Genomic DNA, 19,619 nt, shown 5'->3' with positions numbered 1-19,619 from the left:
CCCTCGCTCAGGGCTTTTCGACGTTGGCCTGCATGCGTTCGAGCTGAGCCTGCAAGGCGGCGAGTTCGGCGGCATCGAAGCCGCGCGTGAGCGCCTGTTCAAACCGCATGCGGTGTTGCTGCATCCGGCGGTGCATGGTGTGGCCCTCGGGGGTGAGCCGCAGCCGCTGGCAGCGACCATCTTGCGGGTCGGGTGCACTTTCCAGCAGGCCGCGTTCGTGCAGCGTCTTGACGATGCGGGCGATCTGGGCCTTGTCGCGCCCGGAGTGGAGCACCAGCTCGCGCTGGCTGCTGCCTTCGTGGCGCGCCAGGAAGTTCAGCGCGCGCGCTTCCATGAGTGCCAGCCCGTCGCCGTCGTCGCGCACCGCCTCGTGCATGTGGCGGTGAAAAAAGGTCACCAGACTGTGCAGGCGCTCCAGTACCTCGGACTTTGCGGGAGAGGGTTTGGCGGGGTTCATATGGTTGACAGTATCATCCAATTAATCCAGAATGGTTGTATCTATCAACCAATGAATCGACTGTACACCAGGACCTCTCGGCCTTGCGAGGCGGGTGCCATAGCCTGTTCCATACCCTCATGACCACAGACCACACCACCCATTCCCTGGCCGTTCAGCGCCTGCGCCATCCCCTGAAAGTGCGCCGTGCGCAGGTGCAGCAGGTCCGCAGGCTCAGCCCGCACCTGGTGCGCGTGCGCTTTGCCGGTGACGATCTGCGCGATTTCCACAGCGCCTCGTTCGACGACCACGTCAAGCTCATGCTGCCCGCCGATCCGGATGGCCCGCTGGTGTTGCCCGAACTCGGCCCCGACGGCCCGGTGCTGCCGCCGGACGTTGCGCGTCCGGTCATGCGCGACTACACGCCCCGCCACTTCGATCCGCTGGCGGGGGTGCTCGACATCGAATTCGCCTTGCATGGCGAAGGCCATGCCGCCTCGTGGGCCGCGCAGGCGCGGGTGGGCCAGCAGGCCGGTGTGGGGGGGCCGCGCGGTTCTTTCGTGGTGCCGTTGGGTTTCGACTGGCACCTGCTGGTGGGCGACGAAACCGCCTTGCCCGCCATCGCCCGGCGGCTGGAGGCACTGCCGGCGGGCAGTCGGGCCATCGTGATCGCCGAGACGGCCGACCCCGCCGATCGCCGCGAGCTGCAAACCTCGGCGGCCCTACAGCTGCGCTGGCTCACCGAGGGTGTCGATGGCGGACTGGCCGCGGCGGTGGGCGAGCTGCGCCTGCCCGCTGGCGAGGGCTATGCCTGGGCCGCCGGGGAAGCGACCGAGATGGCCGCAACACGCCGCGTGCTGGTGGAGCAGCATGGGCTGGCCAAGGAGCGCCTGCGCGCCGCGGCCTACTGGAAACGCGGGGCCTCGGCCCACCACGAGAACCTGTGATTCTGGAGACGACAGCGGCCCGTCCAGCTTGTTGTTCTCAGGCTGCGTGGCGTTGGCGCAGCTCGCGTTTGAGCAACTTGCCACTTGGGTTCTTCGGCAGGCTCTCGGTGAACACGACGCGCTTCGGGCATTTGAAGCTGGCCATGTGTGCGTTGCAATGCGCCACGACCTCGTCTTCGGTCAGCGCCTGACCGGCCTTGACCACGATCACCGCCGTCACCGCCTCGACCCACTTCGGATCGGGCAGGCCGATCACCGCCACCTCGCTCACCGCGGACAGGCGGTAGATCATCTCTTCCACCTCGCGGCTGGCCACGTTTTCGCCGCCGGTCTTGATCATGTCCTTCTTGCGGTCCACGACGGTGATGAAGCCTTCGCTGTCGATCATGGCGAGGTCGCCGCTGTGGAACCAGTCACCCTCGAAGCTGGCCGCCGTGCGCTCGGGGTCGTTGAAATAACCGAGCATCAGGTGGGGCGAGCGGTGCACGATCTCGCCGACCTCGCCCACGGCCACGTCCTGCATGGCGTCGTTGACGACGCGGGTCTCCACGTTGAGCACCGCCTTGCCGCAGGAGCCGGGTTTGCGCAACTGGTCGTCCGGGCCGAGCATGGTGGCCAGCGGCGCGATCTCGGTCTGACCGTAGAGGTTCCACAACCGCACGGCCGGCAGGCGTGTGGCCAGTTCCTTCAACACTTCGACCGGCATGATGGACGCGCCGTAGTAACCCTTGGCCAGGTGTTTGAGCTTGGCCGCGTCGAACAGGGGCGAGCGCAGCAGCGCGATCCATACCGTGGGCGGTGCGAAGAAGCTGGTGATCCGGTGCTGCTCCAGCAGCGCGAGCAGGTTGTCGGGCGTGGGCTTGCTGGTGATGACGTTGCTGCTGCCGATGTAGATGGCCGGGCCGAAGAACACGTCCAGCTGCGCGCAGTGGTACAGCGGCAGGGCGTGCAGGGCGCGGTCGGCCTCGGCGATCTCGGCGTTGATGACGCAGCTGACGTACTGCCACAGCACCGCGTCGTGCGTGAGCATGGCACCTTTGGGCATGGACTCGGTGCCGCTGGTGTAGACGATCTGCGCCAGGTCCTGGCTCTGCACGCCCACGGCGGGCAGCGGGTCGGTGCAGGCGGCCAGTTCGTCGAAGCGGTGCATGCCCGCGGCCGGCTCGGTGGGGTCTTCGCTGGGCAGCCAGATGAACTGTTGCACCTGCGTCTCCAGCGCCGAGGCCTCGCGCGCCAGGCCGGCCAGGCCGCTGTCGGTGGCCAGGGTGCGGGCGCCCGCGTGGCGCAGGATGAAGGCCACCTCTTCGGCCTTGAGCATGAAGTTGATGGGCACCAGCACGGCACCGCGCCGCGCCAGCGCAAAACGCAGCGCGGCAAAACCGTGCGAGTTGCGCGCCAGCACCGCGACCTTGTCGCCTTCGCCCACGCCGATGCGGTGCAGGCCGGCGGCCAGGCGGGTGACCAGGGCGTCGAATTCGGCGTAGGTCCATTGCGTGCTGCCGCAGACGACGGCGGTCTTGCCGGGCAGGCGGGCGGCGGTGCGGTGCAGGGCGTCGGCGATGGTCTGGCGGCGAACCACCGGGGCGATGGGCAAGGCAAGGGACGACATGCGGAAAACTCCTGTTACAGCGAGGCCCGCCAAGCGGGGCAAGATGCCCGATTGAAAACCAGTGAACGCTTTTTGCCATGGGCGTTTACACCACCCCCAGCGCTGCCTGTCGCACAGGTGCGGGGACTATCATCCCAGCCATGAATCCCGCCTCATCCACGCAAAACGCCTTGTACCGCTGGGGTCGGCAACTGGTCGCTTCGGTGCTGACCTGGTGGCATGTGCTGTTGCTGGGGGCGCAGATCATGGTGCTCGCGCTCCTGCCGTCGAGCTATCAGGCCGGGGCGCAGCGCCTGGCCGTGCTGCGCAATATCTACCTCGCCACCGCGCCACTGCTGACCTGGTTTCTGGTGCTCTCGGCGCTCATCAGCCTGGTGCTGATCCGCATCGTGGTGGCCACCGCCTACAGCTATGGCCTGTCGCAGTACGCGCTGGAGGTGCTGGTGCGCACCCTGGTGCTCGAACTCATTCCCCTGTACGCCGCGATGTTCGTGGCGGTGCGCTACGCCATGCCCGGCGCGCAGGCCGTGCGGCGCACCCTGTCGCGCCAGCTGCGCGAAGGCGTGGTGCGCGATCACCAGGAGTTGCTGCGCACCGAGCTGCTGCCGCGCGCCCTGGCCAGCCTGTTTTCGGTGTTGCTGCTGGCCGCGCTGAGCTGTGTGATCGCCATCGTGCTGACCTACCTGAACGTGTACGGCTTTTCCCACTGGGCGCTGCCCGCGTACGCGCGCAGTGTGGGCAGCGTGTTCTCGCCCGCCGTGACGCTGATCTTCTGCCTCAAGACCTTCTTCTTCAGCCTGGCCGTGGCCGTCGTGCCCATGGCCGGCAGCGCCGCCCGCGATCGTGACGGTGGCTACGGCTACCGCAGCGACATCACCGAGTTCGCGCGGCTGCTCTCGGTGGTCGTGCTCATCGAAGTGGCCTCGCTGGTCGGCAACTACTATTGACACCCCATGAACCCGACACCCACGCCTCCCCCCCCCGACCAGCCGCCGCCGGTGAAGAACCTGGAGCTCAAGGCGGTCATCCTGTTGTTGCTCATGCTGGCGTTGGTGGTGGGCTCGGCGCTGTATGTGATGTACGCGCGCGGCATGTTCGAGCGCACGCAGCGGCTGGTGCTGGTGTCCGACGACTCCGAGGGGGTGGTGGTCGGCATGGACATGACCTTCGCGGGCTTCGCGATCGGCCGCATCTCGCGCATCGAACTCGCCGACGATGGCAACGTGCACTTCCTTGTCGATGTGCCGAGCAAGGACGCGCGCTGGCTGCGCACCTCCAGCATCTTCACCATGGAACGCAGCCTGGTGGGCGGTACCCGCATCCGGGCCTACAGCGGCATGCTGGAAGACCCCCCGCTGGAAGACGGTGCGGTGCGCCAGGTGCTGCGCGGCGACGCGGCGGCCGAAATCCCCAAGCTCACCGCCTCCGTTCGCGAACTGCTGGACAACCTGACCGCGTTGACCCAGTCCGACGCGGCGCTGGCGCAGAGCCTGACCAACGTGCAGAGTGTGACCGAGCAGCTCAAGGGCCCGCAGGGCGCCCTGGGCGTGTTGCTGGGCAACGAGGCCGACGCCAAGAAGCTTCTGCTCGCCATCGACCGCGCCAACGCGCTGCTGGCGCGCTCCGATACCTTGGTCCAGCGGCTCGACAGCCTGGTGGCCAATGCCGACCGGCAGGTCTTTGGCCAGGGCGGCGGGCCCGGCGGGCAGGGTGGTCTGGTCAACGACGCACGCGCCACCGTGCAGCAGCTCAACGGCCTGCTCACCGATGCCCGTGGCAGCCTGACAAAGGTGGACGCCCTGCTGGTGGAGGCCCAGGGCATTGCCAGCAACACCAAAGAGGCGACGACCGATCTGGGCGCGCTGCGCAGCGAGGTGGACGCCAGTTTGCGCAAGGTGGACGCGCTGATGAACGACATCAACCGGAAATGGCCGTTTGCCCGCGAGACGGAGATCAAGCTGCCATGACGATGCACACCCCCGTTGCTTGCTCGCTGCGCGTAGCCGCATCCCCCCTCAAGGGGGCAACACCTGTGGCCCGGCGGAGCCGGTTCCACGGTGTTCCCGGGTTCGGGCACTTCGCGCCGGATGGCGCCCTTGCCGCATCTCCATGGCAACGGATCGCTCGCTGGGCCGTTGTGGTCCTGGGGCTGGCGCTGGCGGCCTGCGGCAACAACCCGCCCGCGCCCGACTGGCAGATGAATGCCAAGGGCAGCAGCGAGCGTGCTGCCAACGCCTGGCTCGGGGGCAACAACCGGGTGGAAGCGGCGGAGTTCGCGCGTGCGCGCAGCGAGCTCGCGCGCACGGGGCGGGCCGACCTGCTGGCGCGCATCGAGCTGTTGCGCTGTGCCACGCGTGTGGCGGCGCTCGAGTTCGAGCCTTGCACCGGGTTTGACGCGCTGGCCGCCGATGCCGCACCGGCCGAACAGGCCTATGCGCGTTACCTGGCGGGCGGTGCCACGGCGGCCGACGTGCGCCTGCTGCCCCCGGCCCATCAGGCGGTGGCGCAGGTGGTCAACGCGCCCGATGCTGCGCTGGCCTCAATCGAAGAACCCTTGTCGCGCCTGGTGGCCGCCGGTGTGCTGTTCAAACGGGGCGTGGCCACACCCGGCGTGATCGCCCAGGCGGTGGACACGGCCTCGGCACAGGGTTGGCGCAGGCCCTTGCTGGCCTGGCTGAAGGTGCAGCAGCAGCGCGCACAGGCCGGTGGTGCGGCGGACGAGGCGGCGCGGATTCAGCGGCGCATCGAGCTGGTGCTGGAGACCGGTGCCGCCACGGTGCCCGCGCCGGCGAAGTGACGCGGGCGCGTCCAGCGCCGCCCATGAAAAAGCCGGGCAGATGGTGACACCTGTCCGGCTTCCTGCATGTTGGTGGGGGCAGTAGGATTCGAACCTACGACCTACTGATTAAGAGTCAGCTGCTCTACCAACTGAGCTATACCCCCTGGGCGATGGTGGAGACGAGGAGGATCGAACTCCCGACCTTCGCATTGCGAACGCGACGCTCTCCCAGCTGAGCTACGTCCCCAGAAGCCGCAGATTGTAGCAGCCCTTTGCGGGGCTTCCGGCCGGAGCAAGGTGGCATGGCTCGCCATTTTTGAGGCGATGCGAACGGCGCCACCGTCGTTGGCCGGCTGGCCGGCCGAGCGATCACGCCATGCCGTTGCGGCTGGCGAGCTCCACGAACAGGGCCGAGTGGTCCAGGTCGGCCAGACCGTGGTCGGCGGCCTGGGCGAACAGCTGTTCGAACAGCGCGGTGATCGGGGCTTCAAAGCCGATCTCGCGCGCCGTGGTCATCGCGTTGCGCATGTCCTTCAGTTGCACCGAGATGGCGCCGCGTTTGGCGAAATCGCGTTCGACCATGCGCTGGCCGTGCACCTGCAGGATGCGGCTGTCGGCAAAACCACCGGTGATGGCCTGCCGGACCTTGGCCATGTCGGCGCCGCCTTTCTCACACAGCAGCAGCGCTTCGGCCACCGCGCCGATGGTGATGCCCACGATCATCTGGTTGGCGAGTTTGGCGAGCTGGCCCGAGCCGTGCGGCCCCACGTGGGTGGGGCGTCCCAGGTGCTCGAAGACGGGTCGGGCACGCTCGAAGTCCGCCGGTTTGCCGCCCGCCATGATGGCCAGCGTGGCCTGTTCGGCGCCCACCGTACCGCCGGACACCGGTGCGTCCAGATGCTGCACACCAATGGCGGCGAGCCGGGCCGCGTGGTCGCGCGCCTGGCGCGGCTGGATCGACGACATGTCCACCACCAGCGTGCCGGGGCGCAGTCCATCTGTGGTGCCCTGCCGGAACAGCACGTCTTCGACCACCTTGCCGTCTTCGAGCAGGGTGATCACCAGATCGGCCTGCGCCACGGCCTGCGCCGGTGTGTCGCAGACCTGGGCGCCAAAGGGCCGCAGGCGTTCGGCCTTGGCGGGCGAGCGGTTCCAGGCGCTCACCTGGTAACCGGCCTCGCACAGCCGGCGGGCGATGGGCCAGCCCATCATGCCGATGCCGAGCACGGCGATGTTCTGAACAGGGGAGGGGGTTGGGGTGTCTGGGGTCACGGAAGAAAAAGGGTGAACGGGGGCATCGGGCCCCCGGGAAAAATTGTAGGTGGCGCTGCCGGTGCGGCAGCGCCGTCAGGGCAAAAAAAGCGGGTTCCAGGCCAGGCCCGGAACCCGCACCAAGTGGTTCATCGAACCACGGAGTTGTCGGGTGCCACGGCGGCGCCGGTGTGGGCGTCCATCTGTGCTTCCAGATGGGTGCTGGCCTGACCGCTGTGTTGGCGCATCAGGGTTTCGGCGCGCTCGGCGTCGCCGGAGGCCACCGCCTGCGCCATGGCCTCGTGTTCGTCCCACACCGATGCGCGCAGGCTCGACGATTGCAGGGCCTCGCCCATGGCGCGGCGGATGTGGTGCCAGTGCAGCAGGGCGCTCTGTTCGATCAACGGGTTTTGCGAGGCCTGGTACAGCGCGCGGTGAAAGGCCAGGTCGGCGTCGATCATGGCCTTGATGTCGCCGGAGCGCACCGCGTCGCGCCCCTGCGCAAGCAGGGCGGGGTCGATGCGGGTGCGCCGGGCCGCCGCCAGCCGGACCGCCAGCGCATCCAGCGCGCCGCGCACTTCGTAGACATGGGCGATCCACTGCGCATCCAGCGGGGCCACCTGCAGACCACGGCTGCGGCCGCCCGGCCCGCTGGCGACCGGCGCGTCCTGCACAAAACCGTCTTTTTTCAGCAGGCGCAGGGCCTGCATGACCGGCTGGCGCGACACCGCCAATTGCTCGGCCAGTTCTTCCTGGGTGATGCGCTGCCCAGGCGCGAGCGAGCCTTCGCTGATGGCGTCGAGCAGCGCGCGGTACACCTGATCGGCCAGATCCGGGGTGGTTTCAAGCTGGAGCAGCTGGGCTGTCATGGGATGGTATTTTTGATGAATTCTGTACTCTGTATTCAGAATACCATAAACGGGCGACCCTGTCACAACACACCCCTGCATGACACAATCCGCCAACATGAAAGCACCCGCCCAACCCGATCCCGCCTGGCTCGACAGCCAGTACAACAACCGGGCGCTGGTGCCCGAACACGCCCGGCATTTCGAGCGCTGGGCCAGCGAATCGCAGGCGGCGCGCCAGCAGCTCGACGGCATGCTGGATGTGGCCTACGGCCACGGCGCTGGCGAGACGCTCGACCTGTTTCCCGCGCCGCGCCCGCACAACGCGCCACCCGCGCCGGTGCTGGTGTTCATCCACGGGGGGTACTGGCGCAGCCTGGACAAGGCCGACCACTCGTTTCTCGCCCCGGCTTTCGTGAAGCAAGGCGCCTGCGTGGTGGTGCCGAACTACGCGCTGTGCCCGGCGGTGGGCATACCCGACATCGCGCTGCAGATGGTCGGCCTGCTGGCCTGGGTGTACCGCAACATCGCCGTGCATGGCGGTGACCCGCACCGCATCACGGTGGCGGGCCATTCGGCCGGCGGGCAACTGGCGGCCCTGCTGCTGGCTTGCCGCTGGCGGGATGTGGGGGCCGACCTGCCCGACGCGCTGGTGAAAAACGCGCTGTCCATTTCGGGGCTGTACGACCTGGAGCCGCTGCGCCACACCCCGTTCCTGCGCGACTCGCTGCGGCTGACCCCGGCGCAGGTGAAAAAAGTCAGTCCGGCGCTGCTGCCGGCACCCCCCGTGCGCGAAGGCCGGGGCCTGCTGTACACCGTGACCGGCGGCGACGAAAGCAGCGAGTTCCTGCGCCACAACCGGATGATCCAGGAGGCCTGGGGCAACGACGTGGTGCCGGTGTGCGAAACCCTGCCGGGGCTGAACCACTTCAGCGTGCTCGAAGCGCTGGTACAGCCCGGGCACCGGCTGAACCAACTGGCGCTGGAGCTGCTGTGCGCTACATGATATTGGCGTTGTCTCCGCCCAGGATCACGTAGTTCACCTTGCGGATGTCCATCAGCTTGGTGCCACCCGAATAGCTGATCGAGCTCTGCACGTCCTGTTCCATCTCAATCAGCGTGTCGGCCAGCTTGCCCTTGATCGGCTCCAGGATGCGCTTGCCTTCGACGTGCCGGTACTCGCCCTTGTTGAAGTCGCTGGCCGAGCCGTAGTACTCCTTGTAGAGCTCGCCGTCGACCTCGACCGTTTTTCCGGGCGACTCTTCGTGCCCGGCGAACAGCGAGCCGATCATGACCATGGAGGCCCCGAAGCGCACGCTCTTGGCGATGTCGCCGTGGCTGCGGATGCCGCCGTCGGCGATGATGGGTTTGGTGGCCACGCGAGAGCACCACTTGAGCGCGCTGAGCTGCCAGCCGCCGGTGCCAAAACCGGTCTTGAGCTTGGTGATGCAGACCTTGCCCGGGCCCACGCCCACCTTGGTGGCGTCCGCGCCCCAGTTTTCCAGGTCGATCACCGCCTCGGGCGTGGCCACGTTGCCGGCGATCACGAAGCTGGCGGGCAGCTTGTCCTTGATGTGGCGGATCATGTCACGCACGCTGTCGGCGTGGCCGTGCGCGATGTCGATGGTGATGTACTCCGGCACCAGCCCCTCGGCGGCCAGCGTGTCCACGGTCGCGCGGTCGGCGGCCTTCACACCCAGCGAGATCGAGGCGTAGACGCCCGCGGTGCGCATGTCGCGCACGAACCGCACGTTGTCCAGATCGAAGCGGTGCATCACGTAGAAGTAGCCGTTCTGCGCCATCCAGAGGCTGATGCTCTCGTCCACCACCGTCTTCATGTTGGCCGGCACCACCGGCAGGCGGAACCGGAGCCCGCCCAGCTCCACGCCGGCGTCGCACTCCGAACGGCTGTCCACGCGGCACTTGCGCGGCAGCAGCAGGATGTTGTCGTAGTCGAATATCTCCATAAAACCAGGCTCCAGAAAACTGTTGTGGATGAACAGGGAGAGCGCTTGGCTTGGGTCCGGCTTTCGGTTCGGCGGGAAGCCATCCGGCCAAAAAGAAACCGGGCGCAAGAATCTTGGGCCCGGTGATTGATTCTAGGCGTTCCCGTGCGGGTCGAACAGGGTGCCGGCCGGGCCGGGGGCTTATAGAGGTCATACGGCCGGACGTATGGACCCGGCGCGGCGCCGTGGCTTCCTACAATCGAACCATGCTGTTTGAAGAACCCGTTGCCTCCTCCCCGCTGCTCACGGGCCTCAATGCCGAACAGGGTGCGGCCGTCACCTTGCCGGCCGAGCATGCGCTCATCCTCGCCGGCGCCGGCTCGGGCAAGACGCGCGTGCTCACCACGCGCATCGCCTGGCTGCTGCAGACCGGCCAGGTGACGCCCGGCGGTGTGCTGGCCGTGACCTTCACCAACAAGGCCGCCAAGGAGATGATGACGCGGCTCTCCAGCATGCTGCCCATCAACGTGCGCGGCATGTGGATCGGCACTTTCCACGGCCTGTGCAACCGCTTCCTGCGCGCGCACCACAAGCTGGCGAACCTGCCGCAGACCTTCCAGATCCTCGACACGCAAGACCAGCTCTCGGCCATCAAGCGGCTGTGCAAGCAGTTCAACGTGGACGACGAGCGTTATCCACCGAAACAGCTGCAGTACTTCATCAGCGGCTGCAAGGAAGACGGCCAGCGGCCGATGGACGTGGTCGCGCGCGACGAAGAGACGCGCAAGAAGGTGGGGCTGTACGCGCTGTACGAAGAGCAGTGCCAGCGCGAAGGCGTGGTGGATTTTGGCGAGCTGATGCTGCGCAGCTACGAAGTGCTGCGCGACAACGACCCGGTGCGCGAACACTACCAGCGCCGTTTCCGCCACATCCTGATCGACGAGTTCCAGGACACCAACCGCCTGCAGTACGCCTGGATCAAGATGTTCAGCACGCCACCGCTCGAAGGCCTCACGCCTTCGGGCAACGCGGTGTTCGCGGTCGGCGACGACGACCAGAGCATCTACGCCTTCCGTGGCGCGCGCGTGGGCAACATGGCCGACTTCGTGCGTGAGTTCCGGGTGCAGCACCAGATCAAGCTGGAGCAGAACTACCGCAGCGTCAGCAACATCCTGGACTCAGCCAACCAGCTCATCAGCCACAACAGCAACCGCCTGGGCAAGAACCTGCGCACCGACGCGGGCGCGGGCGAGCCGGTGCGCGTGTTCGAGGCCACCAGCGATTTCGCCGAGGCGCAGTGGATCGTGGACGAGATGAAGCAGCTCGCGCGCGAGGACGTGCCCAAGAGCGAAATGGCCGTGCTCTACCGCAGCAACGCGCAGAGCCGCGTGGTGGAAACCGCGCTGTTCAACGCCGGCATGCCCTACCGCGTGTACGGCGGGCTGCGCTTCTTCGAGCGCGCCGAAATCAAGCACGCGCTGGCCTACCTGCGCCTGCTGGAAAACGCGAACGACGACACCAGCTTCCTGCGCGTGGTGAACTTCCCGCCGCGCGGCATCGGGGCGCGCAGCATCGAGCAGCTGCAAGACGTGGCGCGCACCAGCGGCTGTTCTCTGCACGACGCGGTGAGCGCCGTGACGGGCCGGGCCGGCGCGGCCATCGGCGGCTTCGTGGCCAAGCTCGATGTGCTGCGCGAGCGCTCGGTGGGCATGACGCTGTCCGAGATCATCGAGCTGGTGCTGGACCACAGCGGCCTGGTGGAGCACTACCGCGCCGAGCGCGAAGGGCAGGACCGGGTGGAAAACCTGGAGGAACTGGTGAGCGCCGCCAAGAGCTTTGTCGGCATCGAGGGCTTTGGCCGCGACGCGGTGGCGCGCACGGTGGATGCGCAGGGGCGGCCACTGACGCAGAGCCCGGTGAGCCAGGGGCTGGAGCCGGGGGAGCCCTCACCCCAACCCTCTCCCGCTAGCGGGAGAGGGAGTGAATCGCCCCCTCTCCCGCTGGCGGGAGAGGGAGGAGGTGAGGGTCTTCCCGCCCCCGACGCCGACACCGGCGAAACCATGAGCCCGCTCGCGGCCTTCCTCACACACGCCGCGCTCGAATCCGGCGACAACCAGGCCCAGGCCGGGCAGGACGCGGTGCAGCTCATGACGGTGCACGCGGCCAAGGGCCTGGAGTTCGACTGTGTGTTCATCACCGGCATGGAAGAGGGGCTGTTCCCGCACGAGAACTCCATGAGCGACCGCGACGGGCTGGAAGAAGAACGTCGCCTGATGTACGTGGCGATCACGCGCGCGCGCAAGCGCCTGTACCTCAGCCATTCGCAGACGCGCATGTTGCACGGCCAGACGCGTTACAACCTCAAGAGCCGCTTCTTTGAAGAGCTTCCCGAGAGCTGCCTGAAGTGGCTCACGCCGCAGCAGCCGGCCTGGAGCGGTGCTGGCGCGGGATCGGGCGGTGGTGGTTGGCAGGGCGGTCGCGGTGGTTACGGCACGCGCGGTGCCGGCGCACCCGTGCTGCAGCCCGCGTGGTCACCCGGCTGGGCCTCGGGCAGCGACCCCAAAGGCCTGGGGGGCAAGAGCAACCCCGAGCCCGACCGCGGCACCGACATCAGGGCCGGCATGAAGGTGTTCCACAACAAGTTTGGCGAAGGCAAGGTGCTGGCGCTGGAAGGCGCGGGCGCCGAAGCGCGGGCCCAGGTGAATTTCTCGCGGCACGGCGTGAAGTGGCTGGCGCTGTCGGTGGCCAAGCTCACGCCGGTGGACGACTGAGCTTCGCGCACAAAAAAAGCCGCGACGGGCCAAGCCGTCGCGGCTGTAAAAAATCACGCGGTCTCTGATTGACGGGTGTCTCCGCGCAACCGGGGAGCATCCACGGCGTGCGCGAGGCACGCCGTTTCGGTCACATCAGAAGTCGTGGCGCACGCCCACGGCGAAGAGTCGCGTGTCGGCGGTCTTCACGCCAGCGCCGTTTTCCACCTCATGGGTGCGGTAGCCGGCGTACAGCTTCGAGCGCTTGGACAGCGTGTAGGTGGCACCCAGGCCAAAGCCCGAGGCCTTGGACGAGGTGAAGCCGCCAACCTTGGTCTTGCTGGTGGCGAAACCGGCCGACAGGTTGATGGCGCCAACGGGCACGTCCACACCCACGCTCAGCTCATCGTCGTCGCCCGTGGCGTCGGTGCCGCTGCGGGTGTTGTAGCCGGCGGACAGCTTGGCCACGCCCAGGTCGTAGGCGGCGGCCAGTTGCAGGTACTTGTCCGACTTGCCTTTTTCGTTCTGGTGACCCAGGGCGAAGTTCATCGGGCCATTCTTGTAACCGACCAGGACGGCGGTCATGGTGTCGTCTGCGCCAGCGTTCTGTTCGAAGGCGTAGGACAGGCCACCGTAGACGCCACCCATGCTGGGCATGTCGTAGCGCATCTGGTTGTTGAAGCGGCTCGAGTAGTCACCACCCGACTTGAACACGCCGTTGCCCGACGGCGTGAACGCCGAGTCGAACACCGAGTTGCTGTTGGACAGGGCGCGTGCATCGTCGTACACGCTGTAGGTGCGACCCAGGGTCAGCTTGCCGAAGCCACCCATCAGACCCATGCTGGACTCGCCCTTGAAGGACGGGCTTTGCAGGGCGCCGGTTTCGGCGTCGATGCGCTGTTCGAGCTTGAAGTGGGCCTTCAGGCCGCCACCGAGGTCTTCGACGCCGCGAAAGCCCAGGCGGGGCGTGGTCAAGCCACCGCTGCCGCCGTTGAACATCTTGGTCTCGCTACCGGCGCCCAGTTCCTTGATGTTGCCGACCGACAGGTCCACGCGACCGTAGACGGTGACGGACGACTGCGCCATGGCGGCGCCCGAAGCGGCCAGCACGGCCAGAGCGATGAGGCTCTTTTTCATGAAAATATCCTTTAAGGGGTGAGAATGAGAATAGCCACCAATATTATTGCCGCATGCTTGTGTCTTGATACAGAAATTTCCTTTCTTTGCACATTCGCATGTGCATCTATTTCACCAAACGACCACAAAAGCTCTGTGACACCCGCCGGATTTGTTTTCGTTGTTGCAATGCGGCAACAAGCATGTTTCAGGGCTTGCCGGCGTTGACCCAGCGCGTCCAGCCCGCGCCGTCGTTGTCGTTGACGACCCACAGATCGCCGTTGAAAACCACCATGCCTTCGGCCTTTTCCTGCAGGTAGCTGAAGTCCTTGCGCAGGTCGCGCACCAGGGTCTTGGTGAGGGTGGCGCCTTCGGTCACGTCGGCGGCTTTCACGCTGTAGATGCGTTTGACCTCGGCGTGGATGGCCTGGCCTTCGCCACCGCCCTTGTCGCGTTCGAGCAGCAGCAGGCGGCCGTCTTCCGTGAGCTGGATTTCGGACAGGCCCGTCCAGTATTTCTTCGCGTTCTTGCTGTGCTGCTCCAGCGGGTAGAGCGCCGTGGTCCAAGTGTTGGTGGGCAGGTGCAGCTTGACGATGGCGGCCTGGGGTTTGGTGAGGTCGAAGCCGCGTTGCACGGCCATGTAGAGCGTCTGGCCGTCGGCGCTGGCGGTCACGCCCTCGTAGCCGGTGCTGGTCTTGGGGCTGGCGAACTTGGCCTGCACGCTGGCGGGCAGCTTCATGCGTTGCTGCACCACGCCGGCCATGTTCACCTTGATGAGCTCGTTGTCGGCGACGGTCTTGCCCTCCGAGGCGATCCAGAAGCCGTCGGCCACCTTGGCGATGCCTTCGGGGTCGACCTTCAGTGCGTTGCCGTCGGCCTCGGTGAGCAGGGTCACCTGGTCCAGGGTCAAACGCCCCTGCGCCGCATCCGTCGGGTCGATGCGGAAAATGCGCGACTGGCCGAAGGCGTTGTCGGGCACGGCGTAGAGGTGTGTGCCGTCGGTGCTCAGGCCCGAGAGCGCGCCCCAGGGCATGCCCGCGTCCCGGGCTTCCAGTTGGGGTTCGCTGGCCTGGCTGTTGAAGCGGTAGATGTTGAGCGAGCCGTCCCCTTCGTTGGCCGTCACGAACAGCTGCTGGCCGTCGCGGCGCTGCGTCACCGTGGTCAGGCCCTCGGGCGACATGCCGGTGGGCAGCAGTTGCACGAACTGCGGCTGCTTGAGATCGTCCACGCGGTAGACCTCGACAAAGGCGCCGCGCTCCGAACCCACCAGCAGGTAGGGCTTGCTGCCGAATCGGCCGGCCGCCACAGCTTCCACTTCCACGCCCTTGGACGCCGAGCGCCCATCGGGGTAGTGGCCGCGCACGAGGGCATGCAGCTCGGTGCGTTCACCGGTTTCGTAGACCACCTCGCCGCGGGTGTTCATGAGCGTGAAGCCGCGTGCGCCAGGCAGCACGCCGTTCTTGTCTTTCTTGCCGTCGCCTTCGTTGGCCGTGGCGAACACACCCGGCGCCACCCAGGTCACCGCGTCGGCCTCACGGCGCGCGGTGAAGCTGTCCTTGAAGGCGACTTCCTTGTCCTTCTTCAGGTCGGCGTTGCCGTTGCGGGTCACGGTGCCGGTGGAGAACATGCGCTCCAGGCGCGCACGTGTCGGATGGCTCAGATCGATGAGGGCAACCGCGTTGTTCTCCTGCAAGGACACCACCGCTTGTTGGGTGCGCGCGTCGATGGACACGAACTCGGGCTGCGGGTCGTTCGGGTAGACAGCGCCGGTCGTGGCCTGCAGCGCCTGCACGAGTTCGATCGACTGCACGCCGCTGCTCTCTCCGCCATACAGGTCCTGCAGACCGACCACGTCGATGCGGCCGGGGCGCTGACCGTCCAGCGTGGCGTCGCCCTCGGCATCGGTTTCTTCGTCTTCGATCGCCACCACGGCGCGCAGCGTGCGGCCCTGGCCGGTGAGCGCCAGCGAATCGGGGCCGATGCCCACGGCGATGTCCTTCACGTGTTTCACGGCGGCGGGCTGGCGGATGTCGTACACGCGCACCAGGCCGCGCCGGGCGTTGGCCACGTCGTCACCCAGGCGCACCGCGACCACGGCGAAGCGGCCGTCGGGCGAGATCGCCACCGAGGTCGGTTCACCCACGCCCATCAGCCGCACGTTCACGCGCGGCAACAGCACCGGCTGTTCGGGTTTCGTGATGTCGATCAGGCCGAGCACGCCCGCATCGGCGCTGGTGTAGACCAGGGTCATGCCGTCGGGCGTGGCGGCCACGATCTCGGCCACGCCGTCCACCGGCAGGTGGTGGACCATGGCAAAGCGACCGGCCGACGGAGCCGCCGGCGCTGCCTGGGCCAATGAGGTGAAGGCGAAGGAAGCGGCCAGCGCCGCGGTCAGGGTGTAGAGGCGAAGGGTGTTCATGGAAAGTGGTGAGCGAGGAAAGAACCTCGTCAGCCTAGGTTTTACATGTGTCATGGCCGTGACCCGAAGACGTCACAAGCCATGGCGATAAAGTGGTTGACTTGGAGTGCACTCCAACTTCTAGGATCACCCCATGGAATCCCCTCTGAGCATTGACGAAGCAGCCAAGCGAACGGGCCTGACGGCCCACACCCTGCGGTATTACGAGCGTATCGGCTTGATTGCGCCTGTCGCCCGTGCCGCCGGTGGGCAACGACGCTACGCGGCTACGGATATGGCCTGGATCGAATTCCTGCTGCGGTTGCGGACGACGAAGATGCCCATCGGCAAGATGCAGGCGTTCGCAAAACTACGTGGCGTTGGGGACTCGACGGTGCCGGATCGCCGCCGGATGCTGGAAGCACACTTGACCGATGTTCTTTCAGGCATCGAGGCGATGCGTCAATCTGCGCAAGCTTTGCAAGCAAAGATCGAGCACTACCGCTCGTTCGAGAAGTCCCTGGCGTCGGGTTCACTCTCTGATGAAGGACGTGTTGACGATGTTGATGAACACCCAAAACCGCTACGAACGCGGACTCGAAAAGCTGCGGGAAATCGACGGTGAGGCCGGTGACCGTGTGCTGGAAAGCCTCGACGGCATCGCTCCCGACTTTGCCCGCTACCTGATCGAATTTCCTTTTGGAGACATCTACTCCCGACCGGGCCTCGACCTGAAGAGCCGGGAAATTGCGGTCGTCGCTGCGCTGACCGCATTGGGGAATGCGACCCCGCAGCTCAAAGTGCATATCCAAGGTGCGCTCAACGTGGGGGTGACCCGCACGGAAGTTGTCGAAACCATCATGCAGATGGCGGTCTATGCAGGGTTCCCGGCGGCCTTGAACGGACTCGCGGCCGCCAAGGAGGTGTTTTCCGCAGGGGCTTAGGCGGCCTGGGGTATCGCTTCCGGGGTCTGTGCCTTTTGTTGGCTGACCTGCATCGACAGGTCCAGCAGGACGGCCTTGCTGGTGTAGTAACGGTCCAGGCGCCACTCGGCCATGATCTCCATGGCGAGATGGAATTCGTCGTAGTCCAGCCGGTACAGGTCCGACAGCTGGAACGGCACTTCCGACTCCAGCGCCAGCACCAGCCGGGACAGGATCTCCGCCTTCGGCTTGCCGGCGTGGTTCTCGATCAGCTTGCGGGCTTTTTTCAGGGCAATCATGGGACCTCGCTCTCTCTCAACGGTTTGTGAAACGAATGTGTGCATGACGCAAAGCCTCGCGCCAGCCACCATGCAAAGAGCATAGCGGCCGGGGTCCGGGATTTCATGACGAAACGATGACCTGTTCATGACACTGCTGCGCATTTCCCGTCCACCGCCGGACCTGATCGGCCACCCAGCCAGGGTCGTCCAGTGGCAGGTCGTGCCCTGCGGTCGGGTGCATCGCCAGCGGGCAATGCCAGGCGTTGGCCAGCGCCTGCGAGCAGCGGCTGTCCACCAGGCGGTCGTGCTGGCTGGCCAGCAGCAGCACTTGCGGGATGGGGGCCACCGCGGGCGCGGTGAAGCGCGCGGCCGCCACCAGCTGGCGCAGGGCATTGGCCGCGGACACCGGGCGCTGCGCGCGCGCGGCCGCCCAGTCCCGGATCACTGGGTCATGGGCTTGCACGTGGTTGCTGGTCATGCGCAGGATCGCCTGTTCGGCGTCTTGGGGTGAACCGGGGGCGAGCGCCAGGCGCAGCAGGGTGGTGTGGTTGTGGGACCGCAGGCGCTGGTAGAACGGGCTGAAGGGGCGCACGCTGGTGTTGATCAACACGCAGGCGGCCACCTCGGCCGGCGCCACGCGTGCCCATTCGATCGCCACCATGGCGCCCAGCGACATGGCCAGCAGGTGGACCGGTGTGGCGATGCCTTGGCGGGCGACTTCCGCGCGGCACGCGGCCACCATGCCCGCGACCGAGGCCGGACTGGCTTCGCGGTGGCGCTGGCCGTTGCCGGGCAGGTCCGGGGTGAGGATGCGGGCCGCGGGCATGGCCCGCTGGAACACGGCCGGGAAACCGCCCCAATGCGCCGCTTCGCGCGTGAGGCCGCGCAGGAAGATCCAGGTGGTCATGGGGTGTGCCGTGCGCCGTACCAATGCGCCAGGGCTTCGGCGTGGCGTTGATCGCGGGTGTCCGCGCCCGGGGTCCAGTGCGCATGGCTGCAGGCCGCCCGCGTGAGGAAGTCCAGCAGCGAGAGGTGGCGGCGCAGCACGCGCTGCTGGCGGTGGTCGATCAGGGGGTTGAAGATGCCCTTGCGCGAAAACAGCTGGCGCGGGTTCTTCTTGATCCACAACCACGAGCCCATTTCCAGCGTGAGCGGCAGAAAGGTGTGTTCCGGGTGCTCGGCGCGGGCCTGCAGGTAGAGGTGGTCCCAGAGGTCGCCGTGGGCCAGGTACTGCGCGCTCTGGGGTTCGATGATGTAGCGGTGGTGGCTGTGTGCTTGCAGAAAAATGTCCTTGAGCGCGTGCAGCTCCGCCAGGTGCGGAATCGGCTCGCGCGTGTGGGCAAAGGGGAACCACAGGCGGTCGCTCACGCCGAAGCCCGAGTGGCAGTCCAGCGCGATGCTGAACGGGCGGGCCAGCAGCTCGTGTTGAACCACGTCGCACAGCGCCTGGCTCTCCGCTTCCATCGGCTCACCGGGCCGCCCGCGGTACCAGGGCAGGCCTGCGCTCAGGCGCTGCCCCCCGAGCAGGTAGGGCACCTTCTCCCGCGCTTCCACCGGGGCGTTGCGCATCAGGTCCACGCCGCGCGGGTTGGCCCGCGTGGCCGACCACATCCCGCCGGGGTTGACGATGGGCATGAAGACCAGCCGGACCTGCTCCAGCTGCCGGTGCAGGGTCTGGTCCCAGCGCAGCCGCATGACGACGTTCTGCAGAAACGCGATCACCACCTGCGCGCCGATCCGTTCGAGGCCGTGCACGCCGCCAAAGAACCCGACCGCGGGGGCCTGCGGGTCGGTGGTGCCCAGGCCGATGGCGTAGACGGGAAAACGGTGGCCCGCTGCCACCGACACCTCGCACACCACCCGCGCCTGCAGATGGGGCGCGCCCTGCCCGACGATCTTCTCCAGCGCGATCAGTTCGGGCAGAGCGCCGTGGGGCATGGTGTTGAAAGAGGTGGTTTTCACATGGGTGTTCAGGGCGTGCCGCGCGCTGACGCGAAACGGTCACACGGACGGCTTATCTTGACAGGCATCCTGGCTTGACGAGGGGTTTTTCATGGTCTGGAAACTGCTCGGTCTTCAGCGACTGCTCGATCAACTGTTTGACGAGGGCTGGCACGCCTTCGGCCTGTTCGGCATGGAAGGGTTCTCCTGTGATGAATGCGTGGTCACCCCGGAAGACTGAGGCACAGCGTTTCGTGCTGTCGTTCTGCATGATCGCCTGCGGCGTGGCCTGGGGGCTGGTGGAGCTGTTCGCGCTGCACCGTTCGCGCTACCGGGCCTGGCGCGCGGGCCTGGGCTCGCCCTATGAACAAGGGCCCGGCCCCGCGCCCTGAGG

20 protein-coding genes and 2 tRNA genes are annotated in these 19,619 nt (G+C 66.9%); 10 read left to right on the top strand and 12 right to left on the bottom strand.

Going from position 1 to position 19,619, the window contains the following annotated elements; translation table 11 throughout:
• Positions 1-7: 7 nt before the first annotated feature.
• Positions 8-457, bottom strand: coding sequence for a MarR family winged helix-turn-helix transcriptional regulator (locus AC07YZ_RS04705; RefSeq protein WP_494793895.1), 450 nt, complete (start codon positions 455-457; stop codon positions 8-10).
• A gap of 119 nt (positions 458-576) precedes the next feature.
• Here AC07YZ_RS04705 and AC07YZ_RS04700 point away from each other — a divergent pair, with 119 nt between their 5' ends.
• The gene (locus AC07YZ_RS04700) at positions 577-1,383 is read left to right on the top strand and encodes a siderophore-interacting protein (RefSeq protein ID WP_494793894.1); all 807 of its coding nucleotides are present in this window, start codon (positions 577-579) and stop codon (positions 1,381-1,383) included.
• 37 nt (positions 1,384-1,420) lie between these two features.
• Here the strand turns inward: AC07YZ_RS04700 and AC07YZ_RS04695 are convergent, their stop codons facing one another.
• Positions 1,421-2,992 carry an acyl-CoA synthetase gene (locus AC07YZ_RS04695; RefSeq protein WP_494793893.1) on the bottom strand — a complete coding sequence of 524 codons (1,572 nt, stop codon included), beginning with the start codon at positions 2,990-2,992 and terminating at the stop codon, positions 1,421-1,423.
• Positions 2,993-3,132: 140 nt separating this feature from the next.
• Here AC07YZ_RS04695 and AC07YZ_RS04690 point away from each other — a divergent pair, with 140 nt between their 5' ends.
• From AC07YZ_RS04690 to AC07YZ_RS04680, 3 genes are all read left to right on the top strand, one after another.
• On the top strand, positions 3,133-3,939 hold the full coding sequence (locus tag AC07YZ_RS04690; RefSeq protein WP_226492567.1) for an MlaE family ABC transporter permease: 807 nt from the start codon (positions 3,133-3,135) through the stop codon (positions 3,937-3,939).
• 6 nt (positions 3,940-3,945) lie between these two features.
• Complete coding sequence (locus AC07YZ_RS04685) at positions 3,946-4,959, top strand: MlaD family protein (RefSeq protein WP_494793892.1); 1,014 nt, start codon at positions 3,946-3,948, stop codon at positions 4,957-4,959.
• A gap of 170 nt (positions 4,960-5,129) precedes the next feature.
• On the top strand, positions 5,130-5,789 hold the full coding sequence (locus tag AC07YZ_RS04680) for a hypothetical protein (protein ID WP_494793891.1): 660 nt from the start codon (positions 5,130-5,132) through the stop codon (positions 5,787-5,789).
• A 70-nt stretch (positions 5,790-5,859) separates the two neighbouring features.
• On the opposite strand, the gene AC07YZ_RS04675 is transcribed toward AC07YZ_RS04680, so the two are convergent.
• From AC07YZ_RS04675 to AC07YZ_RS04660, 4 genes are all read right to left on the bottom strand, one after another.
• Positions 5,860-5,935: transfer RNA gene (locus tag AC07YZ_RS04675), tRNA-Lys, on the bottom strand.
• Positions 5,936-5,942: 7 nt separating this feature from the next.
• A tRNA-Ala gene (locus AC07YZ_RS04670) sits at positions 5,943-6,018 on the bottom strand.
• A gap of 122 nt (positions 6,019-6,140) precedes the next feature.
• Complete coding sequence (locus AC07YZ_RS04665) at positions 6,141-7,043, bottom strand: NAD(P)-dependent oxidoreductase (protein ID WP_494793890.1); 903 nt, start codon at positions 7,041-7,043, stop codon at positions 6,141-6,143.
• A gap of 128 nt (positions 7,044-7,171) precedes the next feature.
• Positions 7,172-7,891: a GntR family transcriptional regulator gene (locus tag AC07YZ_RS04660; protein WP_494793889.1), complete on the bottom strand. Its 720-nt coding sequence runs from the start codon at positions 7,889-7,891 to the stop codon at positions 7,172-7,174.
• Positions 7,892-7,988: 97 nt separating this feature from the next.
• Here AC07YZ_RS04660 and AC07YZ_RS04655 point away from each other — a divergent pair, with 97 nt between their 5' ends.
• Positions 7,989-8,876 (top strand): alpha/beta hydrolase, encoded by an 888-nt coding sequence (locus AC07YZ_RS04655; protein WP_494793888.1) that lies wholly within the window; start codon positions 7,989-7,991, stop codon positions 8,874-8,876.
• Here the strand turns inward: AC07YZ_RS04655 and AC07YZ_RS04650 are convergent.
• Positions 8,869-9,837 (bottom strand): GMP reductase, encoded by a 969-nt coding sequence (locus AC07YZ_RS04650; protein ID WP_494793887.1) that lies wholly within the window; start codon positions 9,835-9,837, stop codon positions 8,869-8,871. The genes AC07YZ_RS04655 and AC07YZ_RS04650 overlap by 8 nt on opposite strands.
• A gap of 245 nt (positions 9,838-10,082) precedes the next feature.
• On the opposite strand from AC07YZ_RS04650, the gene AC07YZ_RS04645 reads away from it, so the two are divergent.
• On the top strand, positions 10,083-12,587 hold the full coding sequence (locus AC07YZ_RS04645; protein ID WP_494793886.1) for a UvrD-helicase domain-containing protein: 2,505 nt from the start codon (positions 10,083-10,085) through the stop codon (positions 12,585-12,587).
• A gap of 135 nt (positions 12,588-12,722) precedes the next feature.
• On the opposite strand, the gene AC07YZ_RS04640 is transcribed toward AC07YZ_RS04645, so the two are convergent.
• Positions 12,723-13,703 carry a porin gene (locus tag AC07YZ_RS04640; protein WP_494793885.1) on the bottom strand — a complete coding sequence of 327 codons (981 nt, stop codon included), beginning with the start codon at positions 13,701-13,703 and terminating at the stop codon, positions 12,723-12,725.
• A 187-nt stretch (positions 13,704-13,890) separates the two neighbouring features.
• Positions 13,891-16,101, bottom strand: coding sequence for an esterase-like activity of phytase family protein (locus AC07YZ_RS04635; protein WP_494793884.1), 2,211 nt, complete (start codon positions 16,099-16,101; stop codon positions 13,891-13,893).
• Between the two features lie 133 nt (positions 16,102-16,234).
• On the opposite strand from AC07YZ_RS04635, the gene AC07YZ_RS04630 reads away from it, so the two are divergent.
• Together AC07YZ_RS04630 and AC07YZ_RS04625 are read left to right on the top strand one after the other, a co-directional pair.
• On the top strand, positions 16,235-16,705 hold the full coding sequence (locus tag AC07YZ_RS04630) for a MerR family transcriptional regulator (protein ID WP_494793883.1): 471 nt from the start codon (positions 16,235-16,237) through the stop codon (positions 16,703-16,705).
• Positions 16,641-17,024, top strand: a complete 384-nt coding sequence (locus tag AC07YZ_RS04625) for a carboxymuconolactone decarboxylase family protein (RefSeq protein WP_494793882.1) — start codon at positions 16,641-16,643, stop codon at positions 17,022-17,024. The genes AC07YZ_RS04630 and AC07YZ_RS04625 overlap by 65 nt, the downstream gene beginning before the upstream one ends.
• Here the strand turns inward: AC07YZ_RS04625 and AC07YZ_RS04620 are convergent.
• The 3 genes from AC07YZ_RS04620 to AC07YZ_RS04610 all read right to left on the bottom strand — a co-directional run bounded on the left by AC07YZ_RS04620 (position 17,021) and on the right by AC07YZ_RS04610 (position 19,222).
• Entirely contained in the window at positions 17,021-17,302 is a 282-nt protein-coding gene (locus tag AC07YZ_RS04620; RefSeq protein WP_226492579.1) for a hypothetical protein, read from the bottom strand. The genes AC07YZ_RS04625 and AC07YZ_RS04620 overlap by 4 nt on opposite strands.
• 103 nt (positions 17,303-17,405) lie before the next feature.
• The gene (locus AC07YZ_RS04615) at positions 17,406-18,191 is read right to left on the bottom strand and encodes an alpha/beta fold hydrolase (RefSeq protein ID WP_494793881.1); all 786 of its coding nucleotides are present in this window, start codon (positions 18,189-18,191) and stop codon (positions 17,406-17,408) included.
• Positions 18,188-19,222: a M14 family zinc carboxypeptidase gene (locus AC07YZ_RS04610; RefSeq protein ID WP_494794034.1), complete on the bottom strand. Its 1,035-nt coding sequence runs from the start codon at positions 19,220-19,222 to the stop codon at positions 18,188-18,190. The genes AC07YZ_RS04615 and AC07YZ_RS04610 overlap by 4 nt, the downstream gene beginning before the upstream one ends.
• A 115-nt stretch (positions 19,223-19,337) precedes the next feature.
• Here AC07YZ_RS04610 and AC07YZ_RS04605 point away from each other — a divergent pair, with 115 nt between their 5' ends.
• Together AC07YZ_RS04605 and AC07YZ_RS04600 are read left to right on the top strand one after the other, a co-directional pair.
• The gene (locus AC07YZ_RS04605; protein ID WP_264181844.1) at positions 19,338-19,466 is read left to right on the top strand and encodes a hypothetical protein; all 129 of its coding nucleotides are present in this window, start codon (positions 19,338-19,340) and stop codon (positions 19,464-19,466) included.
• 13 nt (positions 19,467-19,479) lie between these two features.
• Positions 19,480-19,617 (top strand): hypothetical protein, encoded by a 138-nt coding sequence (locus AC07YZ_RS04600; protein ID WP_494793880.1) that lies wholly within the window; start codon positions 19,480-19,482, stop codon positions 19,615-19,617.
• Positions 19,618-19,619 lie beyond the last annotated feature (2 nt).

The sequence above is a fragment of the Hydrogenophaga sp. GW101-3F08 genome, assembly GCF_059424585.1.
This window is presented reverse-complemented; position numbering and strand designations above follow the sequence as displayed.

Bases quoted from the DNA above. Each gene is read 5' to 3' on its own strand.
- AC07YZ_RS04655 (WP_494793888.1), top strand. From the start codon at position 7,989: ATGAAAGCACCCGCCCAACCCGATCCCGCCTGGCTCGACAGCCAGTAC.
- AC07YZ_RS04640 (WP_494793885.1), bottom strand. From the start codon at position 13,703: ATGAAAAAGAGCCTCATCGCTCTGGCCGTGCTGGCCGCTTCGGGCGCC.
- AC07YZ_RS04615 (WP_494793881.1), bottom strand. From the start codon at position 18,191: ATGACCACCTGGATCTTCCTGCGCGGCCTCACGCGCGAAGCGGCGCAT.
- AC07YZ_RS04620 (WP_226492579.1), bottom strand. From the start codon at position 17,302: ATGATTGCCCTGAAAAAAGCCCGCAAGCTGATCGAGAACCACGCCGGC.
- AC07YZ_RS04685 (WP_494793892.1), top strand. From the start codon at position 3,946: ATGAACCCGACACCCACGCCTCCCCCCCCCGACCAGCCGCCGCCGGTG.
- AC07YZ_RS04695 (WP_494793893.1), bottom strand. From the start codon at position 2,992: ATGTCGTCCCTTGCCTTGCCCATCGCCCCGGTGGTTCGCCGCCAGACC.
- AC07YZ_RS04660 (WP_494793889.1), bottom strand. From the start codon at position 7,891: ATGACAGCCCAGCTGCTCCAGCTTGAAACCACCCCGGATCTGGCCGAT.
- AC07YZ_RS04625 (WP_494793882.1), top strand. From the start codon at position 16,641: ATGTTGATGAACACCCAAAACCGCTACGAACGCGGACTCGAAAAGCTG.
- AC07YZ_RS04630 (WP_494793883.1), top strand. From the start codon at position 16,235: ATGGAATCCCCTCTGAGCATTGACGAAGCAGCCAAGCGAACGGGCCTG.
- AC07YZ_RS04605 (WP_264181844.1), top strand. From the start codon at position 19,338: ATGGTCTGGAAACTGCTCGGTCTTCAGCGACTGCTCGATCAACTGTTT.
- AC07YZ_RS04690 (WP_226492567.1), top strand. From the start codon at position 3,133: ATGAATCCCGCCTCATCCACGCAAAACGCCTTGTACCGCTGGGGTCGG.
- AC07YZ_RS04700 (WP_494793894.1), top strand. From the start codon at position 577: ATGACCACAGACCACACCACCCATTCCCTGGCCGTTCAGCGCCTGCGC.
- AC07YZ_RS04645 (WP_494793886.1), top strand. From the start codon at position 10,083: ATGCTGTTTGAAGAACCCGTTGCCTCCTCCCCGCTGCTCACGGGCCTC.
- AC07YZ_RS04610 (WP_494794034.1), bottom strand. From the start codon at position 19,222: ATGCCCCACGGCGCTCTGCCCGAACTGATCGCGCTGGAGAAGATCGTC.
- AC07YZ_RS04705 (WP_494793895.1), bottom strand. From the start codon at position 457: ATGAACCCCGCCAAACCCTCTCCCGCAAAGTCCGAGGTACTGGAGCGC.
- AC07YZ_RS04650 (WP_494793887.1), bottom strand. From the start codon at position 9,837: ATGGAGATATTCGACTACGACAACATCCTGCTGCTGCCGCGCAAGTGC.
- AC07YZ_RS04635 (WP_494793884.1), bottom strand. From the start codon at position 16,101: ATGAACACCCTTCGCCTCTACACCCTGACCGCGGCGCTGGCCGCTTCC.